The organism is Halogranum amylolyticum (genome assembly GCF_900110465.1).
Classification (GTDB): domain Archaea; phylum Halobacteriota; class Halobacteria; order Halobacteriales; family Haloferacaceae; genus Halogranum; species Halogranum amylolyticum.
Genome location: NZ_FODV01000009.1, coordinates 1 through 20,652 on the forward strand (window position 1 = coordinate 1; position 20,652 = coordinate 20,652).

A 20,652-nucleotide genomic window follows, 5' to 3' on the forward strand; every position below is an offset into this window, starting at 1 on the left:
ATCATTCGTGTCGGACACCGCTAACGCGGTGCCCTTGCCCTCTTCGATTCTAGAGCAACAGCTGAACTGTATCAACAATCTCCTACAGAAGAGCGTTTCCAGTAGTTATTTCCACGTGTTATCGGTTCTATCGCGTGATTCTCCGGGGGGATACGTTCTTTCGTACTAAAATCTCGTACCGGTGGAGAACAGACCGTTCTGTAACGGTCCGTGTTCTCGGTCTGTTCTCGACGATGATTCAGATTCAGATGTGACTGAGAAGTAGGCTACTTTGAGAAACAGTCTGCGTGAAAAATCAGTACCGCTTCAGACTGGGCAGTCGCCAAGGAGGTCGCACTGGAATTCGTCGTCGTGCTTGTCGCAGTCGTAGCCTTCGCGCAGCTCGGAGGCTGTCACAAACCCATCCGTGGATTGTTCTCGCGTGACAGTAGTTCGGTCAATGTGATTCTTTTCGCACTGTCGGCATTGTCCAATGCCTGCCATTTTGTCTCCGCACACGGGGCAGAGCTGAAGCTCACACGCGGAACAGAGTCCGTCGACGGGATCGTTAGGATGCGTGTCTGCGATGTTTTCGCAGTTCGGACCTGTGCAGACGGGTTTGATTTCAAGTTCGTGCTTGTTCTCGTTTTCGTGGTTGTTTGCGTTCATCGCAACTGGTGGTCAGGGACTTTGTTATAAAGCCCATCCCCATGTCTCAGTCCCCAAGTCGAGATTTGATTTGTATCAGAGAACGCCCAAGCCTAACCCGGGTTTAGTGGCATCTGAATCACACCCCCACGTTGCTATTGTATAGCCACACCCCATCTCTCCTGACGCTATTATTGTCGTTCCAGAGAATTAAAGGGATATATAATGCATATTTTTATCACTTTAGGGTTGCCGCTACCCCAAGCTTATAAAAATCAGATGGGAAACTGCATGGACGCGCCCCATAACAACCGCAAAACCTGGATATGACCAGTGAAAGTTGCGCTAACGCCGGTATTCGAATTATCATGAATAGATGTGTCAGCCATTACGATTAACTGGTATTGTGGTGCCAACTATTCCATGCTGACTCTGGAGAAAGACGGAGGCGGAACTTGGTACGCATCTATGGATTTTGCCGGGGATGTAGCCAAAATTCTATTCATCCCATGCCCCGAGGCTGCTAAAGTGACAATTCCTGCCGTTCTCTCTGCTGTGTCCGAGAATTGGATGTGTCGGTCATCAGCACCGCGCAAAGACGATATCGTATCATGGACAGCGCGTAGCGCACTTGACGCGCTGCAAACTTCTACCGATGTTTCCAATGACTACCTCGAACATTTTGAACGCGGATGCCAAGAAATCGTCTCGGATGTTGAGCAGGACCAACTGGATTATCACGACCTCGCCGAAGTCCAATCAGTCTCGTTAGACTATCTGTCGACACTTTTCGCGGAGGCTGAAGCTCAGTCTATATCTGATCAGAGTGAGTAACCGAGAGGCGACAGAGATTTTGGTGGAACTGTACGTTAGACTCTGTCGAAGTGCGCGTACACTCGCTCAGTCGTCTGAATTGTCGCGTGTCGGAGACGGCGCGTCACCGCGTAGATGTCTTTCTCTTCTACACTAATCATCCGGTAAGCGACACTGTGACGTAGGGTATGCGGACTTACGTCACTCGCGTCTCCGCGTCCACGTTCTACACTGAATGGTTCAATGTCAGCGGCCACTGCCGCGTCTTCGACGACGTTTCTCACTGATTGTTCGGTCATTCGATCCGATTGACGGGATGGCAGTAGCGCGTCAGGGTCTTTCCAACGCGAGTTGAGATATGATGTGAGAACGCGCACCGTTTCGGGCTTCAATCCAATTCGCGTATAGGTCGGTGAATTCTCGTTGGGATAGTCCTTCTGGATGTTCGCTGGGAGTCCGAGTGTTCCTTCATCGAGGTCGAACATCGCGACGTCGAGTTGAACGAGCTCGCCGACACGCAGACCGGAGTCATAGAGGAGTGCGAGAATCGCGTCGTTTCTCGCGGAGAGGTAGGATGCGGATTCGCGCACCGTTGCGTTTCTCATTTTCTCGATCTGGTTCGGTTTGAGCCATACCTTCGCTTTCGTTTCTCGCTGAGTTTTGGAATTTGTTGAAGTGCTCATGATTGGATAGACTGAGTATCTCAGTCTACCGAATTTTGACAATAGAGATTGAAAAGGCTTGGCGAGTTTTGGAATCTATTAACAGAATCCAAAACTCGTCTGAAGCTCTGACATGCAGCTTTTTTCTCTTTCTAAACTCAGTGGAGTTCGTTTTTAACGTAATCTGAGAAGTAACGATACTCTGTGAACTGAGGGTTCCCAATAAGATCAGTTAGTCTCTCTTTCACATCTAATGTACTCTCACCCACAGCTAAGGTGACATCAATATTACTTGACACGCCATCTTCGATTATCGAACACAACTTATCATCTTGGCTCCTCACTGACGATCCAATAACTACCAGCTCTGAGGCGTGTTCTAGCATAGAGCTAGCAAAGTTCCAGGCATTTTTATAGTCACTATTCTTATTATATATCTTATATGAGGATATGGGGGGTACGAGAGCGGGTTCATACAGCTCATCCCGTGCTTTCGCTAACTCTCTGTAAGGAATCTCTTGTAACTCAGACGGAGGCTTGACCCTGAGACTTTGTCGTTCCCCATCAGAAAAGTTGTTTGTGACAATCGTCCCATGTACAGACCGTATTACATCTATGAAGTCTCCACTTTTGCCAAACGCAATATTCTTCGTGAGATAATTAAACCAATTAATGGAACCATGAACTTTCGCAATAGGAACGTTACGGCCATCATTAGTCATCCGTTTGAATCCGTAATTACATCCCAACCCTTCTGCTAACATCGAATTTTCTAGTAAGTTATCATAATTAAGCGAAATTATTGAATAGCGATTGCGTTTGAATTCTTTCGCTAATTCTTGATAGAAGTCGCGTTCTAATTCTGGATAATGGAATGAACTACAAGTTCGCAAGAGTTCGTAGATAAAATAGTACGATTGGCTTAGTGCCGCTTGTGCTTTCTTATCTCTTTTTGACTCATGTCTCTCTGCTAAATCTCCTAAGAAGTTTTCTATTTCAATTTCTAACGCTGATTCCGATAAAGACTCAATTGGTTGGTTAGTTCCGATATGTTTCTGAATTGCGTTGCAGAGATCTGGAAAGTCGTCAGATGGAAGTATCTGATATTTTCTCCCTTTTGTAAAGAACTCATAAGAACTAGGCGGACTCAAGTTGTCAGGTTTGCTTGGGTTGTTTCCAAGTGACGCACCTGCCCCCAGTAAATAGCACTTAGTCACACATCCATGCTCTGGTTCTATAACATTAAAAACGCGTGAATGTCTTGGATATAGTACGTTCTATTAACGTGTTAGGAACAGGTGTGTTTTTCCCTATTCTGAATCAGGGGATGGACGCGCCTCGAACAACCGCAAAATCAGAATTGTGACTGAACGCGGCCAAACACAGATTTAGCACCAAGCCGTGCAAAACCGATAAATCCCAATACCAAACACACAACGCCCAACCAAAACACAGCTCCCATCAACGGATGTCCTGCCGACGGGATGACATAGTCCACGATCAGTGGGATGCTAATCGATATCAGTCCAAGACCCACGCATCCGATAGCTTGCTCTTTCGGAGTTTTTGCCCGTGATTTATTAATCCGGGTCCGGTCATCATCGTCGTTAATTCTATCTTTGATATAGTTCAATTCTCTGTTCGTTAGTTGGTCCTGCAATTCATCTGTCATTTTTTGCGTCATAATCAACGGTCTGCTCGCGATACTTATAACATCTGTCCGCATGTCGATTCCCGATTCAGAATCTGATATTGACCAGGGTGGACGCGCCTCGAACACGCAAAATCAGTGATGAAAAATGACTGCTGACGTGTCACGCAACTGCACGCAGTGGTCGCCAGACAGTGATGCTTCATTTTTCGCGTCGCGTCCATGACCTTGTAGTTCAGTTGTTGATTCCGCCGGATTATCGCATACCGGACACGTCACACCCATACGACACCCAATCCCACAATCACCATCAGTGTTAGGACCCCCATTCCGAACCCAAACCCCCACAGTTTTTCCTCCCAGGTCATACTTCAGTCACCCATGTCTGACAGTTTTCCACGCCACGACCCGGTGTAATACCGCGCCATAATGCGGTCAGCGACTAATGCTCCGAGGATCACACTGATGAATGACACACCGTCTATCATCGTTCACCGTTAATCCGCATCTGTAGTTGTTCGACTTTGCGCCGCAAATCCTGATTCTCACGCTGGACTCGTTCAAGTTCGATTTCTAATTCGCGCACTAATTCTCGTGACTGATTCATGTTAGGTCACAGTTGAACGCGGACAAGTGTCGCTTATAAGGCTTCTACCGCGTCCATGTTCCAGGTGGGTGGCGCGGTGTAAGCCTTAAACCAAATCACTGTCAACATCCGAATGCCCAACGACGAATTGGGTTACGCGGCTTCACAGTGTGTGTACGGCGACGATGGCGGTTGCTGCCGATGTCGAGCATGTTTGCGTTGTGTTCATCTCGCTCGCGGTATGGCGTCATTTTGACGCTACCCGCACTGTTTTTCAGTACACTAACCGTTCAGAAACATCCAAAAAATCCGGCCACCCCCCACCCCCCACCCCACAACCCCCGTGCCAATGGCGCGCGTGCCAGCTCGCGCGACGCGCACACGCGAACCTTCGCCCTACGCTTGGTCGCGATGATACTGACAATACCCAGTATCATGTTCGGTCAGCGACCCGCAGCGAGTCCCGTCAGACTTGGTTCCGTGACACTTCACACGATCCGCATCGCCGCCGCTGTCGTCGCTGTCGGAATCGTCCTGGTCCGCGTCCATGTCGAAATCGAATGTGCCTTTGTCGTCGATAGACTCGTAGTGTAGCCGGGTTTCCGGAATATTCTTCATTTTCAGCAGTGTTCTGTCGATCTGCATATCCCCGTTCTGTTCGTCTAATCCGACACCGATCGTCGCTTTCTTCTTGCTTTCTTTCCGGCACAGGAGCACCATGCGGCGGATGTCTTTCGGGATGTCCTTACCCGTGTGCGACACGACAATTAGGTGGCACTGGTACTTTCGCAGTAGTTTGATTAGTTTTGACAGTGCTTTCCCGGCGCGCATATCCGCGAATTGTAACACCTGCGCCGCCTCGTCGAGCAAAAACGCCTTAGTTCCCTGAGTCGACTCAAGCCACTCGTTTAGCTCAGACCACGACTGAATGTCTTTAAAGTCGTCTGATGTGTTGTTCGACGCGATAGTTAGTCCCGGATAAGCACGCGTCCCCGCACTAAGCACCGAATACGCGAAATCCGTCTTACCGACGCCTGTCGGTCCTTCAGGCGGTAACGGCGCGTACAGCATCAGATTCAGCATGTCGTCGTTATCCTCCGGCGACCACAAGTCAACGAGGTCGTCAATAGCCTGCCACGACGACATATCCACGCGCTCACGCGGCGCACCTGTCGCGTGTGCCATAACCGACACATTACCGTTACTAACCGCCGTATTCATCTTTCTGCTGACTGCGTTCCCAACCAGTTCATCCCACCGATCAGTTTCCGTCGCATTCGGCACACTGCGCTTGAACGACAGTAAATATTCTAAGTCGTCACGACTAACATACCCTGCTTGCTCTAATCCCTCCAAATTCTCCGCTTTCAACGCTTCTTGAAGGTCTGCGCTAACCCACCGATTTTGTTCACTCATCTGAATTCACCGCCGTTTCCTGCGTGTTCTCATTGTTCAACGCCTCCAATATCTCGTCCTCGATCACATCCTCCATCGGCTTATTCTCGTCCAGGTCACGGAATTCAGGGACGCGATTCCCGATAGCATCCTTCACGCTATCGCCGCCGTCGAACAGCGTCATTTCCATCGACCTGTTCTGAAGCTCGTGATGATGTTGGTCTTCAACGTCCTGCGCGATTTGTTCCTTCAAGATGTACAACTTTCTACCGACAATCGACCACAAGTTATTCCGACGCCGATTAGCCCGAATATTCTCACGCTCAGACAGAATTTCGCTGTCATCCGCTTCATCGAGCCACGACCCTGTAGCGACGTATCCTTCTGCGTCGTCAGGGACGTGTTTCGCGATTTCGTCGCTTTCGCTAATATCGTCAACGTGCTCGAACTCGTCGACCAATTTAACAGTATATCCGCGCATCTGGAACTCGTAAGGTCCCCCCGAAACCATGGTTACATCCTGCCACATATCCGGAGATGCGTACCACATGTTTACGACAGATTTGATGGACGCATCCACCTTCACAACAAACGTCTTTTTCGGGTCCCACATTTGCAGCGTAATCCAAGCGCTCGCGGGGAATAGCAAGAATCCGACGCCTATCACGGACCCGATGAATACTTTTTGCGAGTCTGTGATGATGATTTTGTTCCCCATGAATGTCCACACACCCACGCCAATAAGCCCGACAATCAGCAGATTAGTCAGAGATAGTTCAAGGCTCAAATCAAGATTCTTAACGCTATCAGCCTTGTTCTGCGCTTTCCGTTTCGCGTCACGCTTCAGTCGTTTTTTAGTTGACTTGTTCATCTTAGAGTTCCTCGAATACGTTGTTCCAACCCGAATTCAGTTTCCACTTCAGAGACCGGTACACCGCGATAATCCCCACGAGAACACCGATACCACCACCCACAGCACCAATTGACACAAGATAATCCGTCCACGACCCCCGCAAATTCAGCAAATTACCGGGTTTGTCAACCGGCAAATAGTATCCGTCAGACTGCTGGTACTGTGTCGACAAAATCACGCCTGACACGCCATTAGTCTCGGTTACAGGAATTGTGATTTGGTGAGTTCCAGACGGTACTGTGACGGTTTTCTTATTCTGATTAATCGCCCCGGATGATGACGCGTCAATCCCCGACCACGCGTCAATCACCGTGATTCTGTTCGGAGACTCTGTCCGAATCTTAATCGTGATCGACCCTTGGTCAGGATGCGTCTGCATACCAATAATCTGCGTCTGTGGACCGACCTGATGCAGAATCGTCGTCGTGTTCTCGTTAGAAGATTCTGAATCAGAATTGTTCAGTGGGTTTTCCACTGTCACGTTCACATTCGAACTAACGTTCCATTGAGGCGCGTTCACCCCCGTATTCGTGGACGTATTGTTTGTTGGCGTTACTGTCGAACTCGTGGTGGTATTGTTCGAGGCGATAACCGGCGTGCTGCCAATCATCAAAACCGCTGAAACCACTGTGATTAGCACTGCTACCCGTCGTTTCTGCATACTGGTGCTTGACAAAAACCCGTTAAAAGACTTACACCGAAAGATAAGGGAGAGCTGTCGACAAAATCTGTAGACCGAACCCTACCACCAACAATCGAACACCCCATCTGGTGAACCACCGCTCAACGTAGCGATTAGCGAGATTTTCAACCGTATCCATTCGCATATTCGCACTCTCATCCATGTTCACATTCGGTTCCGTGTCAGCCCTCACGAACACGAACCGGGCTTTCCCGTGTTTCTCAGTTGGAGCTTCGATTCGATTACGCTCCCAGGTCTGTGCAGGGACTGGAGCGATTGTTGGCTCAATAGAGAGCACTTCAAATAGGTCATCGAAACCCTCGTCACCCGGTTCAGCGTCCTCGTAGGGGAAGTTACCTAGTTGGTCGATAATACTGTCAAGACGTTTGAAACGTGGTTTCAGTGTCTTACCGAATTTCAGGGTTACACGCCAGTCAATGCCAATCAGCAGAATCGCACCGAACATGTCGAAAACTAACCCAACGACGGTTAACACATCAGCCCACATTAGTAAAAATAGGCGGCGACGACAGAAAAGCAGGATGATTCCGTTAGTCGAACCGCAGGATAATCGCGCCACCAACACCCACAACCAACAGTGCCACAGTCTGTGCGATTGTCAGCGTGATAATGTCTCCGAGGATGTTCAGCGTCGCACCACTGCCGGATGCGCCGCCGACACTAACCGACACACCATCACTGGTGAACACACCACGATCCGCAATATCCGCATCACCTTCGGTGCTAATCCGGTATTCGTCGTATCCTGGCGGTACATCCACCGTCGTCAATTCGTTATCTGTTACCGACACAGACCGCGACTCGACCAGTGTTTCCGAACTGTTGTTGATGGCGGACACGGACACGTCAAACGACCCGTTAGACGCCTCGACATACGCGCTATCCGGCGTTCCGCTAAGGTTAGACGCGTTAATCGTGATACTGTTCGGACTGGTGTTTGGGAAAGTGTCCGCGTAGTCATACGTCCCGTCTTCATCCGTGTCAGTCTGCGTGACCATAATCGCGTCCACATGCCACGATTCAGACGTCGAACTACCACCGTTAGTCGACAGTTTTAGCGCGTCAGGCACATCAGACGCCGTCGACGACACAGTACTGAACGTGCCTTTATCTTCACCGTCAACAAACACCGTTGCAGTGTCGTTGTCCGGATGCGGGTCAATCGTAATGTGGTACGTCTGACCCGCTGTCAGATTCCCATTATCAATCAGACTTGGCCCTCCCTCTCGTTCACCTTCAGCGGACCAGTGAAGACCGTGTGACCCGCCAGGATTCCCGTACAATCCGTACATATCCACGCCAGAATCGTCCTGCATCACGAACTCACGAACACCCCCATCTGACGAATAATTGACTGCCACGGAAATGTTACCCTTGCCGGAATATCCTGTGCTAATGTCCTTTGTAATTTCCTTGTCAGACCCGTCAGTACTACCGACAATCGAATAGTCTGACCCGGACACAAGCCCGTCACCAATCGTGTAACTGCCGGTGTGCCCCGACCATTCCGCCAAATCTCCGTCCTCATCATCTCCGATGTCAACCGTGTTCGTTACTGTCGCTGCGACGCCGCCGGTTACGACCATAATCGCGACCAACAGCGCGGTAACTGTTCCACCACCGCTAACCAAGTTTTTAATTCTCATTTTGAAAAACCGTCAGAATGTTGCGCGTTAGGCGCGCTACTCCTTACTCAGAACAAGCAGTGCGCCGCCAGCAAGCACAATCAACACCAGTACCGTTTCCTCGGTGGTCAGATTCAGACTGATTTCGTCAGTAGACCCGCCAACAACCGTCTTATCCCCGTCAGAGTCGAATGTACCGACGTTAACGCTGGACGCGTTACCTTCGTAATGCACACTGTACGTGACATTAGAATCGGAACTCACATTGAACTCCGTCAGTTCAAGCGAGTCACCGAAAGTGTAGGTCGTCTGATTCAGCTGCGTGCCGTTTTCGTCGTCGACGACGATGTCAAGCGTCCCGTTTTCAGCCTCGACAAAAATCGAGGAGGTCTCATTCGTGACGTTAACATCGACAGTGTTGTTGACCGGATGCTCGACATTCACCGTGATGCTATCCGTCGCAACAACGTCACCAGAGCTGTTCAAGCCCTTGAGTTCGACAGTGTAGTCTCCTACGGTGTCGAATTCATGGGAGGTGTTGGTGGAATTGTCTATCTGACTGCCGTTAGCGTACCATTCGACGCTACTCACGTTTTCGTTATCGCTGGTGAAGTTGACCGATTCAAACGGAGCGACAGTCGTTCCGTTGGCCGGGTCAGTAATGGTCACGTTGTGTGTGGAACCATCTGTTGCAGCGACGTCTCCGACACCTCCAAACGCCAGTGCCGGAATCAGAATACTTGCTACAAGCGCAAGGAGCAGTGCTCCTCGCGTCGGATTTGTACTACCGCGAATCGAATCTGCGAATTTTGTAAACATTGTTGTGAAGTGAATTGACCTCTAACGTTAGGGGGTGTAGAGGTCGAGAAGTTGTTTGAGAACCAATATACCGACCAGACCGACGATAGCAAACCCAACGACGGCGGATTTGCCATACTCGTTAATCAAGTCATCAAGAAGACCACCAGATGACCCACCAGTCGTGGTATCCGGTTCACGCTCCTCGATCTCCTGACGGAGTTCCGCCATTTCGTCCAGAAGCGACGTGTATTCCGATGTATCTGCGATTTGGTAGTCGTACTGTGTCGTGTCAACAGACGCGATTTGCTCGCCGTCTGTGTTCGTCATCGACACAATCTCGAATTCTCCGTTCAGCGCCACCTCTTTACCATCAGACGATGCGACGTACACGGGACCGCTGATGTTAGACGCGTTGTAGGTTTTCCCGACGCGCCACTGATCGTCAGGCGCGTTGTGAGCCATCAGCATCCCGGTTGTCTCCTGGCCGTTATGCGACACGGTCATCATCCCAGTACCGTTGAGATTAGGCGTATCCACGCCCATCGCGGACAGTGCCGCCACGGAATCGTACATGGACGCATTCGATGCGCGTCCATCCGTCCCGTATTCCATCATCCGGGTGTTTTTCGAAAGCACGTCCTGACTTTCGATTTCACCGTTCTGATACGCGTCGTAAGTGCTTGTCGCGAATGGACCGAGTTCGTTCTTCAGGTCCGCGTTGGACTGGTTGATGCGGTCCCATGATTTTTCGTAATCCGCGAATTCGACAAACTTCAGTTTGTCATAGGATGAATCCGGCGGACTAACACGGATACCCCACACCACGTGATTCGTCGTATCTGCTGACGTGGACCACGATTCAGTCTGAACGTCCCCGTCATGGACAATCGGTCCGTTAGGACCGATAACAATATCCGACGTGGTCTGCGTGTCTGTGGTTTTAACCGCTTTAACATCCGCAGACGTGCCGTTAGCCAATGTCACAGACCGCGTGACAACCGACCAATTTTCGGCAGTGTACGTTTGCGAATCGTAAGAATACCGGATGGACACATAGTCATCCGATATGTTTTCCATGTCAGACGTGTTTTCGGCAGTGTCAGCCGCGCTAATCGTCGCGTTCCACTGCTTAATCTGATTCATTTCTTGGACGCTGTAATAGTCCTCAACAGCCGTCTTAGCATCAGATTCCGCGACGGATTCAGTCGACCCGTTATCGTAGGCTTCAGCAAGCGCGATTTCGGCTTTACTCCACGCAACTGTTTTACTCGAATTGATGTAATTGTCGGAAACAGTCGCGCCAACCTCCGACGCCGCCTTCTGACTGGATGCAGCGGCGTAGATATCGGTTTTCGTCTGCTCTTGGTCTGACTCCTTCATATCCGTGATTGCGCTGTTAACCTGATACTGCTTGGAACACGGATTGTCAGCGTCAGCGAGCCAATTCCCGTAAGTCCAAGCGTCATAGATTAACGCGTCCATGTCAGAACACTGACTGTCATAATCCGACGATGCAGCGCTCACGGGAGCGATTAAACCCTGACTGACGACAAGCAGCGCTAACACGACGCTGAACGCACTTTTCAGACTATTCCCAGACATAGTAATTACTTGTACGCAGCGTACCCTGCAAGTGCCGCCATCGGGATGATGTAGACGACTTTGCCGATGATACCGCCAGTAATCGCGCTATGGAGTTGCGGAACCCAGTGCATCAGCACCGTCAGAGAGAGCCCGAGGACGAACATCGACTGCCCAACGACGTTAACATCTCGTGGGTCAAATTCATTCGTGACTCCGATATAACCGAATGAGACGACACTAAGCAGCAGCGCGAGTGTAACGTCAAACCCAACCACCGAGATAATCGAATCGGTGAAGTTAATATTGAGATCGGGAGAGTTCATCGTGACGAGTTCCGACGTCACGAAAGTCATTAGTGTGTATACTGTACCTGCCACCGCATCCAATTCATCGAGGATTCGTTGAATATCTACCATTGTTGTTACTTTTCCTGAACCGTTTGGATGTGACTACTCGCGAAAATTTGCGAGTGAGGCGCTGAAACACATGTTTCGGCGTTCTGCGTCACTATCAAAATCGGTTCACTGGGGGTGGACAAGTGTCGTTTAAAAGACTTACATCGGGGGGTGGACGCGACCCAAACCTCACACAAAAAACGAAAGAAAAAGAAGCGAAAGAACGTTCAGTCGAGCTGCGACGCCGCCACAAAACCATCCGTCTGACCGCCAACATCCAACTCCGGCGCCGGATTAAAACCCGGGTCAGACAGACGCTGAGTCGGGGACTGGAGGTCATCAACATCGACCACGTAATTAATCCGTTTTTTCGGATACTTTCGCGCATCCTGATTAGCGACGGTTTCACGCGAACACTGCCCCACAAGGAAAACCACGCCATACCGCATGTCCACAGCCGTCGACAGGAACACGTCAGCCGGATTGTCGCGCTTGTGAATGCAATCTGTATCAACCAACATATCATCCGCGAATTTCGGTCTACACGACTTCACATCCACCGTCAAACCATTCACGCGAAGGTCGACACCGTCATCACCCGACGACATCAAATCCATATCAAGTTCAGATCCGAGATACCACGCGACAGCCATTTCAGCGACTAATCCGCGTTCATGCGCGGCTTGTGAGTCGCCGTCAACTTTCCCGGACCCGTTATGCTGACTGTTCCGCTTTCGTCCCTGACGTTTCGCCGCTTGGAACACGTTATTCGGAACATCAATCACTACCACGCGACCCGCGTCAGCAACGCCGTCGAGTCGGTCTGTGTGATGTTTCGCAGACGCCAATAGTTCGAAGTCGGAATCGTCAATATTCATGCTTCTACCTCCGAATTTTCGGTGTTCTGAGTCGCGTCCACCCCGGACTGCGCATCCAAAATCATCTGGTCGCGCTTTTCCGGGTCAGCACACGCTCCCTTACGAATCGAATCCCGATAATTAACGGGTAGATCGTCGGTTAGACACGATTTGCACGCCCATGCAATATCCGAATTATCCCCGAATACCTTTCGGAATTTTTGGCCGACATGACTGCCACAATACCGGCAGTTAGCGGGGTCTCGCGTGCTATTCTCGCGCTTTTCGTTGTCTTTTCCGAAGTGCCATGTTTGCGTCATGACTCAGCGACAGTGACAGGTCTGCATTTAAAGGACTTCCACACATCTCAGGATTCGATTCAGAAATCAACACGCGAGCGAAAGGACCATTACCAAGATATGACTGTCGGACAGTATGTGTCCCGAAACAAACGGTCAAACACCAGATTCTGACGGAGAGACCGAACCGAGCCCAGACCCGGAACCCAAACCGGGAGATGTCGTTTCAGTCGAAGAGGCACAGAGAGTCATCGACAAACAGTTCGAGGCGCATTACCGAATTCAAACGAATCTCTACCAGCTAGTTCGCGCGATGATCGCGGCAGTAGCCGCGTCAGTCGCAGTCATCTCATTTCTCTACACATCAGACCTGAACGTCTCAATTCCCGGAATCAACACCAACTTTCAAACCGCATCAAACGATATCTCATCCACCATCTCCATCGGCGATTTCACGATTCTTACCCTCTCAGAATCCTTCCCTGAATTTCTGATTGCCTTCTCATTTGTAATTTTCTTCATAACTTCTTTCTGTGCAGGTATGATTTGCGCCGCCGCGATAGTCGAAGCATTGGGCACTCTTCTGCGGAATTTCTCGGCACCTCAGTTGATGCCCTTACACAGGACTACGAACATCGAGAGAATTGCAGAAAACCAAGCGAGTCAATCAGATGTCAGCGACACATACCTTGATTGGATCGAACACAACCAAGACGATGTCATTGACGCAAGTTCGAATCTCAACCATATCTACAATCAAATGTTCAGGGCGGTGTTGCTGTTCGTAATAGCTGGTGCATTCGGAGTGTACACGTACTTTGTCATGGTACAAATAGGTCTGCTATCTCTGTTCATACTGATTCTGCTGTCCATATTCGCGTATTTTCACGAAGAAAACGAGGACAAGATTCCACGTCAGAACATGATTTTGGTAGTCGGTCTCTCTGCCGTAATCGCCTTTTTGTCACTGTTCGTGTTGCTGATTTGAGCGACCAACCTGACAAATGAATTAACTTCTGTTCCAGAGGTACATACATCCAGAGATGTCTCAACGACCTGAGCTACCTCGAGAACATCAACTATATCAACCATGACATGCAGACACCGGCGTTTCCGGTGCGAACTACACGAATCACGCCCACGCGGTAACTTCACCTAAGAACTCACGTGAGTACATCACACACCCAAGACACCTAACCCGCCTAAGGTGACTCACCCAACCCACCTCAGGAACATCAGAAAACTCAGTCAGCGTAATCAGCCGGGAGTTTGGATTCGTCGACAACTACATTCATATTCTCGGCTGACTCTGAACCGTCTTGTTCGTCGTTAACTGCATCATCAACGATAGCCTCGATCTAAGCTCGTGAGAATCAACTGGTGCTCGCCCCCAGTGTAAACGCGTATGCTTGTAATAATAAACCAACTAATAAAATAATCGATCCTATAATTCTAAACCTTCGATCGAGTTTATTCAACCCCGTCGTTGTTAATTCAGAGACCATGGTTGTAATCCGACTTACAGGAACTTCCTCTGAATTGTCCCTATCCTCATATATTATCTGAACCTCATTTTTTACCTTTATCCGATTAATTTTTATAGGTTTGCCGTGATCGTCCAGACAGGCCATAATTTCGTCACATAGAGAGTCAAACCCATCGTCACACGGTAGAACGTGACCTTCTGAAAATAGCTTATCTCTTGCTGCTTTAATAGAATCTGCATTATCTAGATGAGTCCTATACAGTTCCCCGACAATTGGAATGTCATCCCGATAGGACCCTAACTCTGGGACGGCTAAAAGAAAAACTCCACTCAAATCCAATATGAGTCCAGCTATTCCGTATACCCAGTGACTTTGAACTTCTATCCCAAAAATAGCTGGAGACATATTTCAATCAACTTCTATAGAACTGACCTCATCGGGAGATAATTCCAGCTTCTGTGGCTCGCCAAGGTCCAGTTCACTTGAAATTGTACTAAGTTCTTCATATGTTTCAACAATCGTGTTTTTTATATCCATTTCCAACTCTTCTTCCCCCAGCGTGATTGAAGGAATATCGGAGATGTGTGTCCAGCGACGATAGACAGAGCCCTCGCGTTTCTCGTCTTTCCAACTATTCCCTTCAAACGAGATGTGATCTTCCTCAGGAACAATCTCAGAGAGGATATTTTTTGATAGCCCGTTCTCATCTTTCCAAGATAACCTGGCTCCCAATAACCCAAACGGCCTCGTAACTATCAGTCCATTTTTAAGATTTCTATTTTCAATTAGCTCTTCAAATTCCCCACTAATTATAAGAAGCTCCTCGCGATAATCTGTATTTGAAGTCATATGTCTTCCCAAGCTTTGTTGTTGTAATCCCAAATACCAAAGAGCCAGATTGGTTTATCGACTACGACCTCGGTAGCGTGTCCACCAATTGATCCTTTGTTTGGTTGGACGGGATTGGGGCCATCCACGAAGGTAGGCATCATTGACGTGTGAACCGGGCCAAGTCGAAAATCAGGAACGTGGCCGAGTAGGTTATTGATATCTTTTGAGCTTCTAGACCCATACGAAATATATGTGGTTTTATTATTATTCGCAGCAGTAGTCATCAGCTTTTTCTCAGTAGTCAACTGGTTCTTTTCTTGAGGGTCGCCTGTGTATCTGAAATACCATTGTGACATCGTGCCATGACACCTTTTCCCTATGTGTTACAACAGGCTAACATATGACTTTAGTGGTGGATTTGGAACACCAACCTAACTTCGTGAGTATCAACTGGAACAACAACTCCGTCCGCGAGAACCGCGAGGTCGCGGTGGTTCTCGAGGGGGAGGACCCGGCGAGTTACTACCGCGAGGTGTTCGTGGCCGACTGGCGCGGTGGAGGTGGCGGTGGACGGCTGCCGGTGGGCGTCGTCGCCGTCGCGGCATTCGCGGTGCTCCTCGGGGTGGCTGTCGCACGGCGGAGAATCGAGTTCGCGGACGGGACGTCAGTCGGTGGCGAGGTGTTCGAGACCGATTAGTCGTTGATCGTCGGCGTGCTCGAGAGATCCTCGTCGAGGTCGGCGTCGGCCATCTTCTCGACGAGGCTGTCGATGACCTCCTCGCGCATCCCCTTGACGAACTTGATGGAGCCGACGACGAGGTGACCGCCGCCGTTGACGCCGCCGCCGACGACCTCCTCGTTCAGTTCGGCGACCATCTGTGGGATGTCGAGACGGACGCCGTCGGAACGGAGGACGGCGAAGTCCGGCCCGTAGCCGATGGTGATGACGGGTTCGCCCGTCTCGGTCACCTTCTCGTCGTGGAGTTTCCCCGTGGTCTTCCCCGGTGCAGGGTAGGTGAAGCGGTGGGCGAAACTGTCGAGGTCGATGCGGTAGAGGTGGGCACCGCTCTCGAGGCGTTCGTGGTCGACGTGGGACTCGACGGCGTCGAGCTGTCGCTGGACGTCGCGCTCGGCGCGCGTCGAGAGGAACTCGACGAGTTCGCGGTGGCGCCCCTCGTCGTCGCAACCGACGTTGAGCACGTCGTTGACGAACGACTCGCCGTCGGAGTAGCGCAGCCAGTGGGCGGCGTAGTCGAGCGCTTCGCCCATGTCGAGCAGTTTCTCGCGGTCGTACCCCTCGGCCTCGGCGAGGTCGACGAACTCGCTCATGGTCTCGGCCTTCGAGCGGTCTGAGAGACCGGCGACCGCCGGGACGTGGCGGAGTTCGTCCGTCACCGTCGGGTCGATCATGCGCGCGAGTTCGACACACATCATCCCGGTGGTGATGCGGTAGTCCTCGTCGTAGAGGTAGGGGTTGACGTGGGCGTCGAGCAGGTGACCGACTGCCTCCGGATCGGGGTGGTGGTGGTCGACGACCGCGATGGGCATGTCGTAGTGTGCGAGGTTCTGGTACGCCGGGACGTCCTCCTCGGTCGACCCGTTGTCGAGCATGAGGAGGAAGGGGAGCTTCTGTCCGTGGCGAGCCTGTCCCTCCAGTGCGAAGTTGAGGTCGCGGGTGACGTCCTCCATCTCGTAGAACGGGGCCTTCGAAGGGAGGCGCTTGAACAGGTGTCGCGGTGCGTCGGGGTCGGTGTGGACCTCGGCGATGTAGTTCTCGAGGGCCAACTGGACCGGCAGCGACGCACACATACCGTCGCCGTCGGCGTGGTGACGGACGCGGATGGGACGTCCCTCGAGGACGGTCCGTCGGAGGAGACGCGCGACCTCGCGGAGGTCGTCGCGGAGTTTGTCGAAAGCGGGCCACTCGACGAGTTTCTCGATCTCGTGAGGTTCGGCGCGTTCGGCGAGCTCGGCGTCGCGACGCTCCCGAGCCGACTCGGCCTGTTCGTCGGTCAGACGGGTCATCGTGCCGACCTCGATCTGTATCGCGCCCTCGTGTTCCTCGACGCTCCCGCCGATACGAACGAGGTCGTCGAGTTCGACGTCTGGGTGTGCGCGGACGCCGGCCTCCTCGAAGGCGGCGCAGGCGACGATGCCGCTCTCGTCGCTGACGTGGAAGATTGTCGGCCCACCGGTCTGTTTGATCTGGACGACCGCCCCCTCGACGTGGACGTCCTCGCCCGTGCGGAGGTTCTCGATGCTGGTCCGTTCGGGGTCGTGGTCGACCGTCTCCGTCTGGTAGTCGTCGAGATCGGCGGCGACGAACGCGAGGTCACCGTTCTCGCGAACGTCGGAGAGTTCGACGACGAGACGGTCACCGACGTCGTAGGAGTCGTTCAGGTTCGATTCGTGGACCAGTCCAGAGACGTTGTCGGAGACGTCGACGAAGACGCCGTAGTCGACGACGCCGTTGACGACGGCGTGATAGCGGCGTCCGACTTCGACGTCGTCGCCCGTACAATCTGGTGCGAGGTCGTAGACGACGGGTCGCGAATCTGACCCAGTGCCGGAATCCCCGGCGTTCTCGCTGCTCATAGGCGTGATAGAATGTGGGTCGGGGTTAACCTTTCTATGCTGTCCCGACCCCTTCCGCAACCCTTAGATGGCGACGAACCGGACGTTTACCCATGCGACTGTTCCGGTCGGGCGAGATCATCGGCATCGCCGCCGACACCCTCGACTTCGCGCTCGAAGCCTCCGAGGAGACCCACCCCGACGAGTACATGGGACTGCTCCGCGGCGAAGACGCCCGCAACCTCGGGCTCGACCGGGAGGGGACCGTCGTCACCGACGTGCTCATCGTCCCCGGGACGGAGTCGAACCCCGTGAGCGCGACCGTCCAGACGAGCATGATCCCCAACGACATGCGATCGGTCGGCTCGATCCACTCCCACCCGAACGGCGTGCTCGAGCCCAGCGACGCCGACCTCGCGACGTTCGGCAACGGCGACGTCCACATCATCGTCGGTTTCCCCTACCGCAAGAGCGACTGGCGGGCGTTCGACCGCGAGGGCAACGAGCGCCAGCTCGACGTGCTCACCGTCGACCTCGCGGACCCCGAATCGTTCTTCGACTTCACCCAGGAAGACATCGACAGTGAGCTCTCCGAGAAATGACGACCGTCATCGCCCAGGGGACTTTCGATCTCCTCCACCCCGGCCACGTCCACTATCTGACCGACGCCGCCGCCCGCGGCGACGAACTACACGTCATCGTCGCCCGCCGCGAGAACGTGACGCACAAGGCGAAACCCGTCCTCCCGGACCGCCAACGCCGCGACATGGTGGCCGCACTCGACGTCGTCGACGAGGCGCATCTCGGCCACCCCGAGGACATCTTCGTCCCCATCGAGCGCATCCAACCCGACGTCATCGTCCTCGGCTACGACCAGCACCACGACGACGACGGTATCCGCGCGGCGCTCTCGGACCGCGGCATCGACTGCGCCGTCGAACGTGCCTCGGCCCGCGAGCCGCGGTACGAGGGCGAACTGCTGTCGACGGGGCGTATCATCGAACGGATCGTCCACGAGCGCGTGGAGTAACGCGACAGTGCCGATCGCTCTCACGGACACCAACGCTTAGGAGCGACCGCACCGCTTCCTCAGTCGATGGACTCCGAGACGCTCACGGACCGCCTGGACGCTCCCGTCGAAGTTCACGGCAGCATCCCGAACACCACCGACGAACTCAGACGACTCGCCCACGACGGCGCCCCGCACGGGACGACGGTCGTCGCCGACGAACTCACCGCCGCCCGCGGTCGAACCGGGTCGGCGTGGAGCGCCCCCTCGGGCGGCCTCTGGACGAGCACGCTCGTCCGCCCGTCGTTCGACGCCGACCACGTCGGCCGACTCACGTTCGCCGCGGGCGTCGCCGTCGCCGACGCAGTCTCTTCGCTCGGCGTCGACGCGCGACTGAAGTGGCCGAACGACGTTCTCGTGAGTAACGCGAACGAGAGCCAGTCAGCGCGAAGCGCTGACGACGTCCTCGTCGCCGAGAAGAAACTCGCCGGGGTTCTCACCGAGTCCGTCCACGACGGCGTCCCGGTCGCGGGCAAGCCGGTCGACGAGGTGTTTCCGGACGGGGACGCACCCCTCGACTACGTGATACTCGGAATCGGCGTCAACGCTAACGTCGACCCGACGGCCGTCGAAGCAGACCGTCCGGTGACGTCGCTGCGCGCGGCGACCGGTGACGACGTCGACCGAACCGAGTTGGCAGTTCGCCTCCACGAGAACCTGCTGCGTCGCTGTCGGCAGGCCGAGTCGGACGACGGGTTCGCGGCAGTGCTCGACGACTACCGAGCGGCGAGCGAGACGCTCGGTCGGACGGTTCGAATCGAGCGCCGCGGTCGAGCGTCAGTCGAAGGAATCGCACGCGACGTCACCGAGACAGGTGCGCTCGTCGTCGAGACGGGGGAGGAAACGGTCGTCGTCACCGAGGGCGAGTGTCGGCGACTGCGGGGACAGTAGCTCCGCACGGAGCAGGCGAGAGAAGGGAAAGTCGAAGAAGGTGAGAGACGATCAGTCTCAGTTCGCGGGCGCGAGGAGGCTGGCGGAGGCGTTACCGCCCGACTCGTTGCCAGAGGCGGTCGCGTTAGATGCCGACTCGTTGCCGGAGGCGGACTCGTTACCCGACCCGTTGCCGGAGGCCTGCTGCTCTTGGACCCACTGGTCGTACTGGTCCTGCGGCAGCACCTCGACCGTGAAGTACATCTGTGAGTGAGCGACGCCACAGTACTCCGTACAGTAGCCCTGGTAGGTGCCCGGCTCGGTCGCCACCGTCTTGATGACGTTCTCCTGTCCGGGCATCGCGTCCTGCTTCAGCCCGAGTTCGGGTACGGCGAAGCCGTGTATGACGTCCTGTGAGGTGACCACGATGTAGACGTCCTGGTCCGCTGGCAGGACGATCTCGGTACCGGTGTTGATACCTTCCTCAGGGTAGCTCATGTTCCAGCCCCACTGGAACGCCTCGGCGTGGACGACGACGTCGTCGTCGTCGGGAGCGACCTCTTGGTCGGCCATGTGTGTGACGTTCGGGTTCGCGAGCACGCCGTAGGAGGCGACGCCGACGAACAGCAGAATGATGGCCGTCGCGATGGTCCACGTAATCTCGAGCCGCCGGTTCTCACGAGTCGGCTTCGGTGAGTCGTTGTTCCTGAACTTCAGAACGGTGTAGATGAGGATGACCTCGACGAGGATCGTGATGGGCACCCCGATCAACAGCAGCCGCTCGTTGAGACCGTCGATGAGATCGATGGTCGTCGACTGCGCCGCGACCGGCTCGACGGCGAAGGCGAGGAGCGCCGCCGAGAGCACCGAAACGAGCGCGAAACGCTTGCCTTTCATGCTGTTCGGGGGT

General features: G+C 53.3%; 25 protein-coding genes. 6 read left to right on the plus strand and 19 right to left on the minus strand.

Annotated features, from left to right (window positions below; genetic code table 11):
- Nucleotides 1–306 precede the first annotated feature (306 nt).
- Nucleotides 307–648, minus strand: coding sequence for a hypothetical protein (locus BSG17_RS27525; protein ID WP_139246625.1), 342 nt, complete (start codon nucleotides 646–648; stop codon nucleotides 307–309).
- A gap of 402 nt (nucleotides 649–1,050) precedes the next feature.
- Between BSG17_RS27525 and BSG17_RS26060 the strand changes: the two genes are divergently transcribed.
- The gene (locus BSG17_RS26060) at nucleotides 1,051–1,461 is read left to right on the plus strand and encodes a hypothetical protein (protein ID WP_139246627.1); all 411 of its coding nucleotides are present in this window, start codon (nucleotides 1,051–1,053) and stop codon (nucleotides 1,459–1,461) included.
- A 35-nt stretch (nucleotides 1,462–1,496) separates the two neighbouring features.
- Here the strand turns inward: BSG17_RS26060 and BSG17_RS15315 are convergent, their stop codons facing one another.
- From BSG17_RS15315 to BSG17_RS28940, 13 genes are all read right to left on the minus strand, one after another.
- Nucleotides 1,497–2,123: a tyrosine-type recombinase/integrase gene (locus BSG17_RS15315; protein ID WP_089825638.1), complete on the minus strand. Its 627-nt coding sequence runs from the start codon at nucleotides 2,121–2,123 to the stop codon at nucleotides 1,497–1,499.
- Nucleotides 2,124–2,260: 137 nt separating this feature from the next.
- Nucleotides 2,261–3,319, minus strand: a complete 1,059-nt coding sequence (locus tag BSG17_RS26065) for a hypothetical protein (protein ID WP_139246629.1) — start codon at nucleotides 3,317–3,319, stop codon at nucleotides 2,261–2,263.
- 137 nt (nucleotides 3,320–3,456) lie between these two features.
- On the minus strand, nucleotides 3,457–3,786 hold the full coding sequence (locus BSG17_RS26070) for a hypothetical protein (RefSeq protein ID WP_139246631.1): 330 nt from the start codon (nucleotides 3,784–3,786) through the stop codon (nucleotides 3,457–3,459).
- Nucleotides 3,787–4,735: 949 nt separating this feature from the next.
- A complete protein-coding gene (locus BSG17_RS15320; RefSeq protein ID WP_089825640.1) occupies nucleotides 4,736–5,755 on the minus strand; it encodes a hypothetical protein in 1,020 nt (339 codons plus the stop codon).
- Nucleotides 5,748–6,605, minus strand: coding sequence for a hypothetical protein (locus tag BSG17_RS15325; protein ID WP_089825642.1), 858 nt, complete (start codon nucleotides 6,603–6,605; stop codon nucleotides 5,748–5,750). The genes BSG17_RS15320 and BSG17_RS15325 overlap by 8 nt, the downstream gene beginning before the upstream one ends.
- 1 nt (nucleotide 6,606) lies before the next feature.
- The gene (locus BSG17_RS26075) at nucleotides 6,607–7,308 is read right to left on the minus strand and encodes a DUF8063 family protein (protein ID WP_139246633.1); all 702 of its coding nucleotides are present in this window, start codon (nucleotides 7,306–7,308) and stop codon (nucleotides 6,607–6,609) included.
- Nucleotides 7,309–7,339: 31 nt separating this feature from the next.
- On the minus strand, nucleotides 7,340–7,837 hold the full coding sequence (locus BSG17_RS15335) for a hypothetical protein (protein ID WP_089825646.1): 498 nt from the start codon (nucleotides 7,835–7,837) through the stop codon (nucleotides 7,340–7,342).
- Nucleotides 7,838–7,880: 43 nt separating this feature from the next.
- The gene (locus BSG17_RS15340; RefSeq protein WP_089825648.1) at nucleotides 7,881–8,996 is read right to left on the minus strand and encodes a hypothetical protein; all 1,116 of its coding nucleotides are present in this window, start codon (nucleotides 8,994–8,996) and stop codon (nucleotides 7,881–7,883) included.
- 36 nt (nucleotides 8,997–9,032) lie between these two features.
- Nucleotides 9,033–9,794, minus strand: a complete 762-nt coding sequence (locus BSG17_RS15345) for an Ig-like domain-containing protein (protein ID WP_139246635.1) — start codon at nucleotides 9,792–9,794, stop codon at nucleotides 9,033–9,035.
- A gap of 27 nt (nucleotides 9,795–9,821) precedes the next feature.
- Complete coding sequence (locus BSG17_RS15350) at nucleotides 9,822–11,156, minus strand: Env/VP5 family phage fusion protein (RefSeq protein ID WP_139246637.1); 1,335 nt, start codon at nucleotides 11,154–11,156, stop codon at nucleotides 9,822–9,824.
- A 227-nt stretch (nucleotides 11,157–11,383) separates the two neighbouring features.
- Entirely contained in the window at nucleotides 11,384–11,776 is a 393-nt protein-coding gene (locus tag BSG17_RS15355) for a DUF8023 family protein (RefSeq protein WP_089825654.1), read from the minus strand.
- Nucleotides 11,777–11,982: 206 nt separating this feature from the next.
- Nucleotides 11,983–12,633 carry a hypothetical protein gene (locus BSG17_RS15360; RefSeq protein WP_089825656.1) on the minus strand — a complete coding sequence of 217 codons (651 nt, stop codon included), beginning with the start codon at nucleotides 12,631–12,633 and terminating at the stop codon, nucleotides 11,983–11,985.
- Nucleotides 12,630–12,932, minus strand: a complete 303-nt coding sequence (locus BSG17_RS28940; protein ID WP_449271718.1) for a DUF7563 family protein — start codon at nucleotides 12,930–12,932, stop codon at nucleotides 12,630–12,632. The genes BSG17_RS15360 and BSG17_RS28940 overlap by 4 nt, the downstream gene beginning before the upstream one ends.
- 115 nt (nucleotides 12,933–13,047) lie before the next feature.
- Here BSG17_RS28940 and BSG17_RS15365 point away from each other — a divergent pair, with 115 nt between their 5' ends.
- Entirely contained in the window at nucleotides 13,048–13,899 is an 852-nt protein-coding gene (locus BSG17_RS15365) for a hypothetical protein (protein ID WP_139246639.1), read from the plus strand.
- 385 nt (nucleotides 13,900–14,284) lie between these two features.
- Here the strand turns inward: BSG17_RS15365 and BSG17_RS26080 are convergent, their stop codons facing one another.
- From BSG17_RS26080 to BSG17_RS26090, 3 genes are read right to left on the minus strand one after another with little or no spacing between them, the layout of a single operon-like run.
- Nucleotides 14,285–14,803 (minus strand): hypothetical protein, encoded by a 519-nt coding sequence (locus tag BSG17_RS26080; RefSeq protein WP_139246641.1) that lies wholly within the window; start codon nucleotides 14,801–14,803, stop codon nucleotides 14,285–14,287.
- A gap of 3 nt (nucleotides 14,804–14,806) precedes the next feature.
- Nucleotides 14,807–15,247 (minus strand): hypothetical protein, encoded by a 441-nt coding sequence (locus BSG17_RS26085; RefSeq protein WP_139246643.1) that lies wholly within the window; start codon nucleotides 15,245–15,247, stop codon nucleotides 14,807–14,809.
- Complete coding sequence (locus tag BSG17_RS26090; protein ID WP_139246645.1) at nucleotides 15,244–15,585, minus strand: hypothetical protein; 342 nt, start codon at nucleotides 15,583–15,585, stop codon at nucleotides 15,244–15,246. Before BSG17_RS26090 ends, BSG17_RS26085 begins: the two co-directional genes overlap by 4 nt.
- An 83-nt stretch (nucleotides 15,586–15,668) precedes the next feature.
- Here BSG17_RS26090 and BSG17_RS15370 point away from each other — a divergent pair, with 83 nt between their 5' ends.
- On the plus strand, nucleotides 15,669–15,926 hold the full coding sequence (locus tag BSG17_RS15370) for a phospholipase D-like domain-containing protein (RefSeq protein WP_089825660.1): 258 nt from the start codon (nucleotides 15,669–15,671) through the stop codon (nucleotides 15,924–15,926).
- On the opposite strand, the gene BSG17_RS15375 is transcribed toward BSG17_RS15370, so the two are convergent.
- Entirely contained in the window at nucleotides 15,923–17,824 is a 1,902-nt protein-coding gene (locus BSG17_RS15375) for a Hef-associated nuclease (RefSeq protein WP_089825662.1), read from the minus strand. The genes BSG17_RS15370 and BSG17_RS15375 overlap by 4 nt on opposite strands.
- 92 nt (nucleotides 17,825–17,916) lie before the next feature.
- On the opposite strand from BSG17_RS15375, the gene BSG17_RS15380 reads away from it, so the two are divergent.
- From BSG17_RS15380 to BSG17_RS15390, 3 genes are all read left to right on the plus strand, one after another.
- On the plus strand, nucleotides 17,917–18,405 hold the full coding sequence (locus tag BSG17_RS15380) for a Mov34/MPN/PAD-1 family protein (RefSeq protein ID WP_089825664.1): 489 nt from the start codon (nucleotides 17,917–17,919) through the stop codon (nucleotides 18,403–18,405).
- Nucleotides 18,402–18,833, plus strand: coding sequence for an FAD synthase family protein (locus tag BSG17_RS15385; protein ID WP_089825665.1), 432 nt, complete (start codon nucleotides 18,402–18,404; stop codon nucleotides 18,831–18,833). The genes BSG17_RS15380 and BSG17_RS15385 overlap by 4 nt, the downstream gene beginning before the upstream one ends.
- Before the next feature lie 66 nt (nucleotides 18,834–18,899).
- A complete protein-coding gene (locus BSG17_RS15390) occupies nucleotides 18,900–19,763 on the plus strand; it encodes a biotin--[acetyl-CoA-carboxylase] ligase (RefSeq protein ID WP_089825667.1) in 864 nt (287 codons plus the stop codon).
- A 57-nt stretch (nucleotides 19,764–19,820) separates the two neighbouring features.
- Here BSG17_RS15390 and coxB read toward each other — a convergent pair whose 3' ends face one another.
- The gene (gene coxB, locus BSG17_RS15395) at nucleotides 19,821–20,639 is read right to left on the minus strand and encodes a cytochrome c oxidase subunit II (RefSeq protein WP_089825670.1); all 819 of its coding nucleotides are present in this window, start codon (nucleotides 20,637–20,639) and stop codon (nucleotides 19,821–19,823) included.
- Nucleotides 20,640–20,652: the final 13 nt, after the last annotated feature.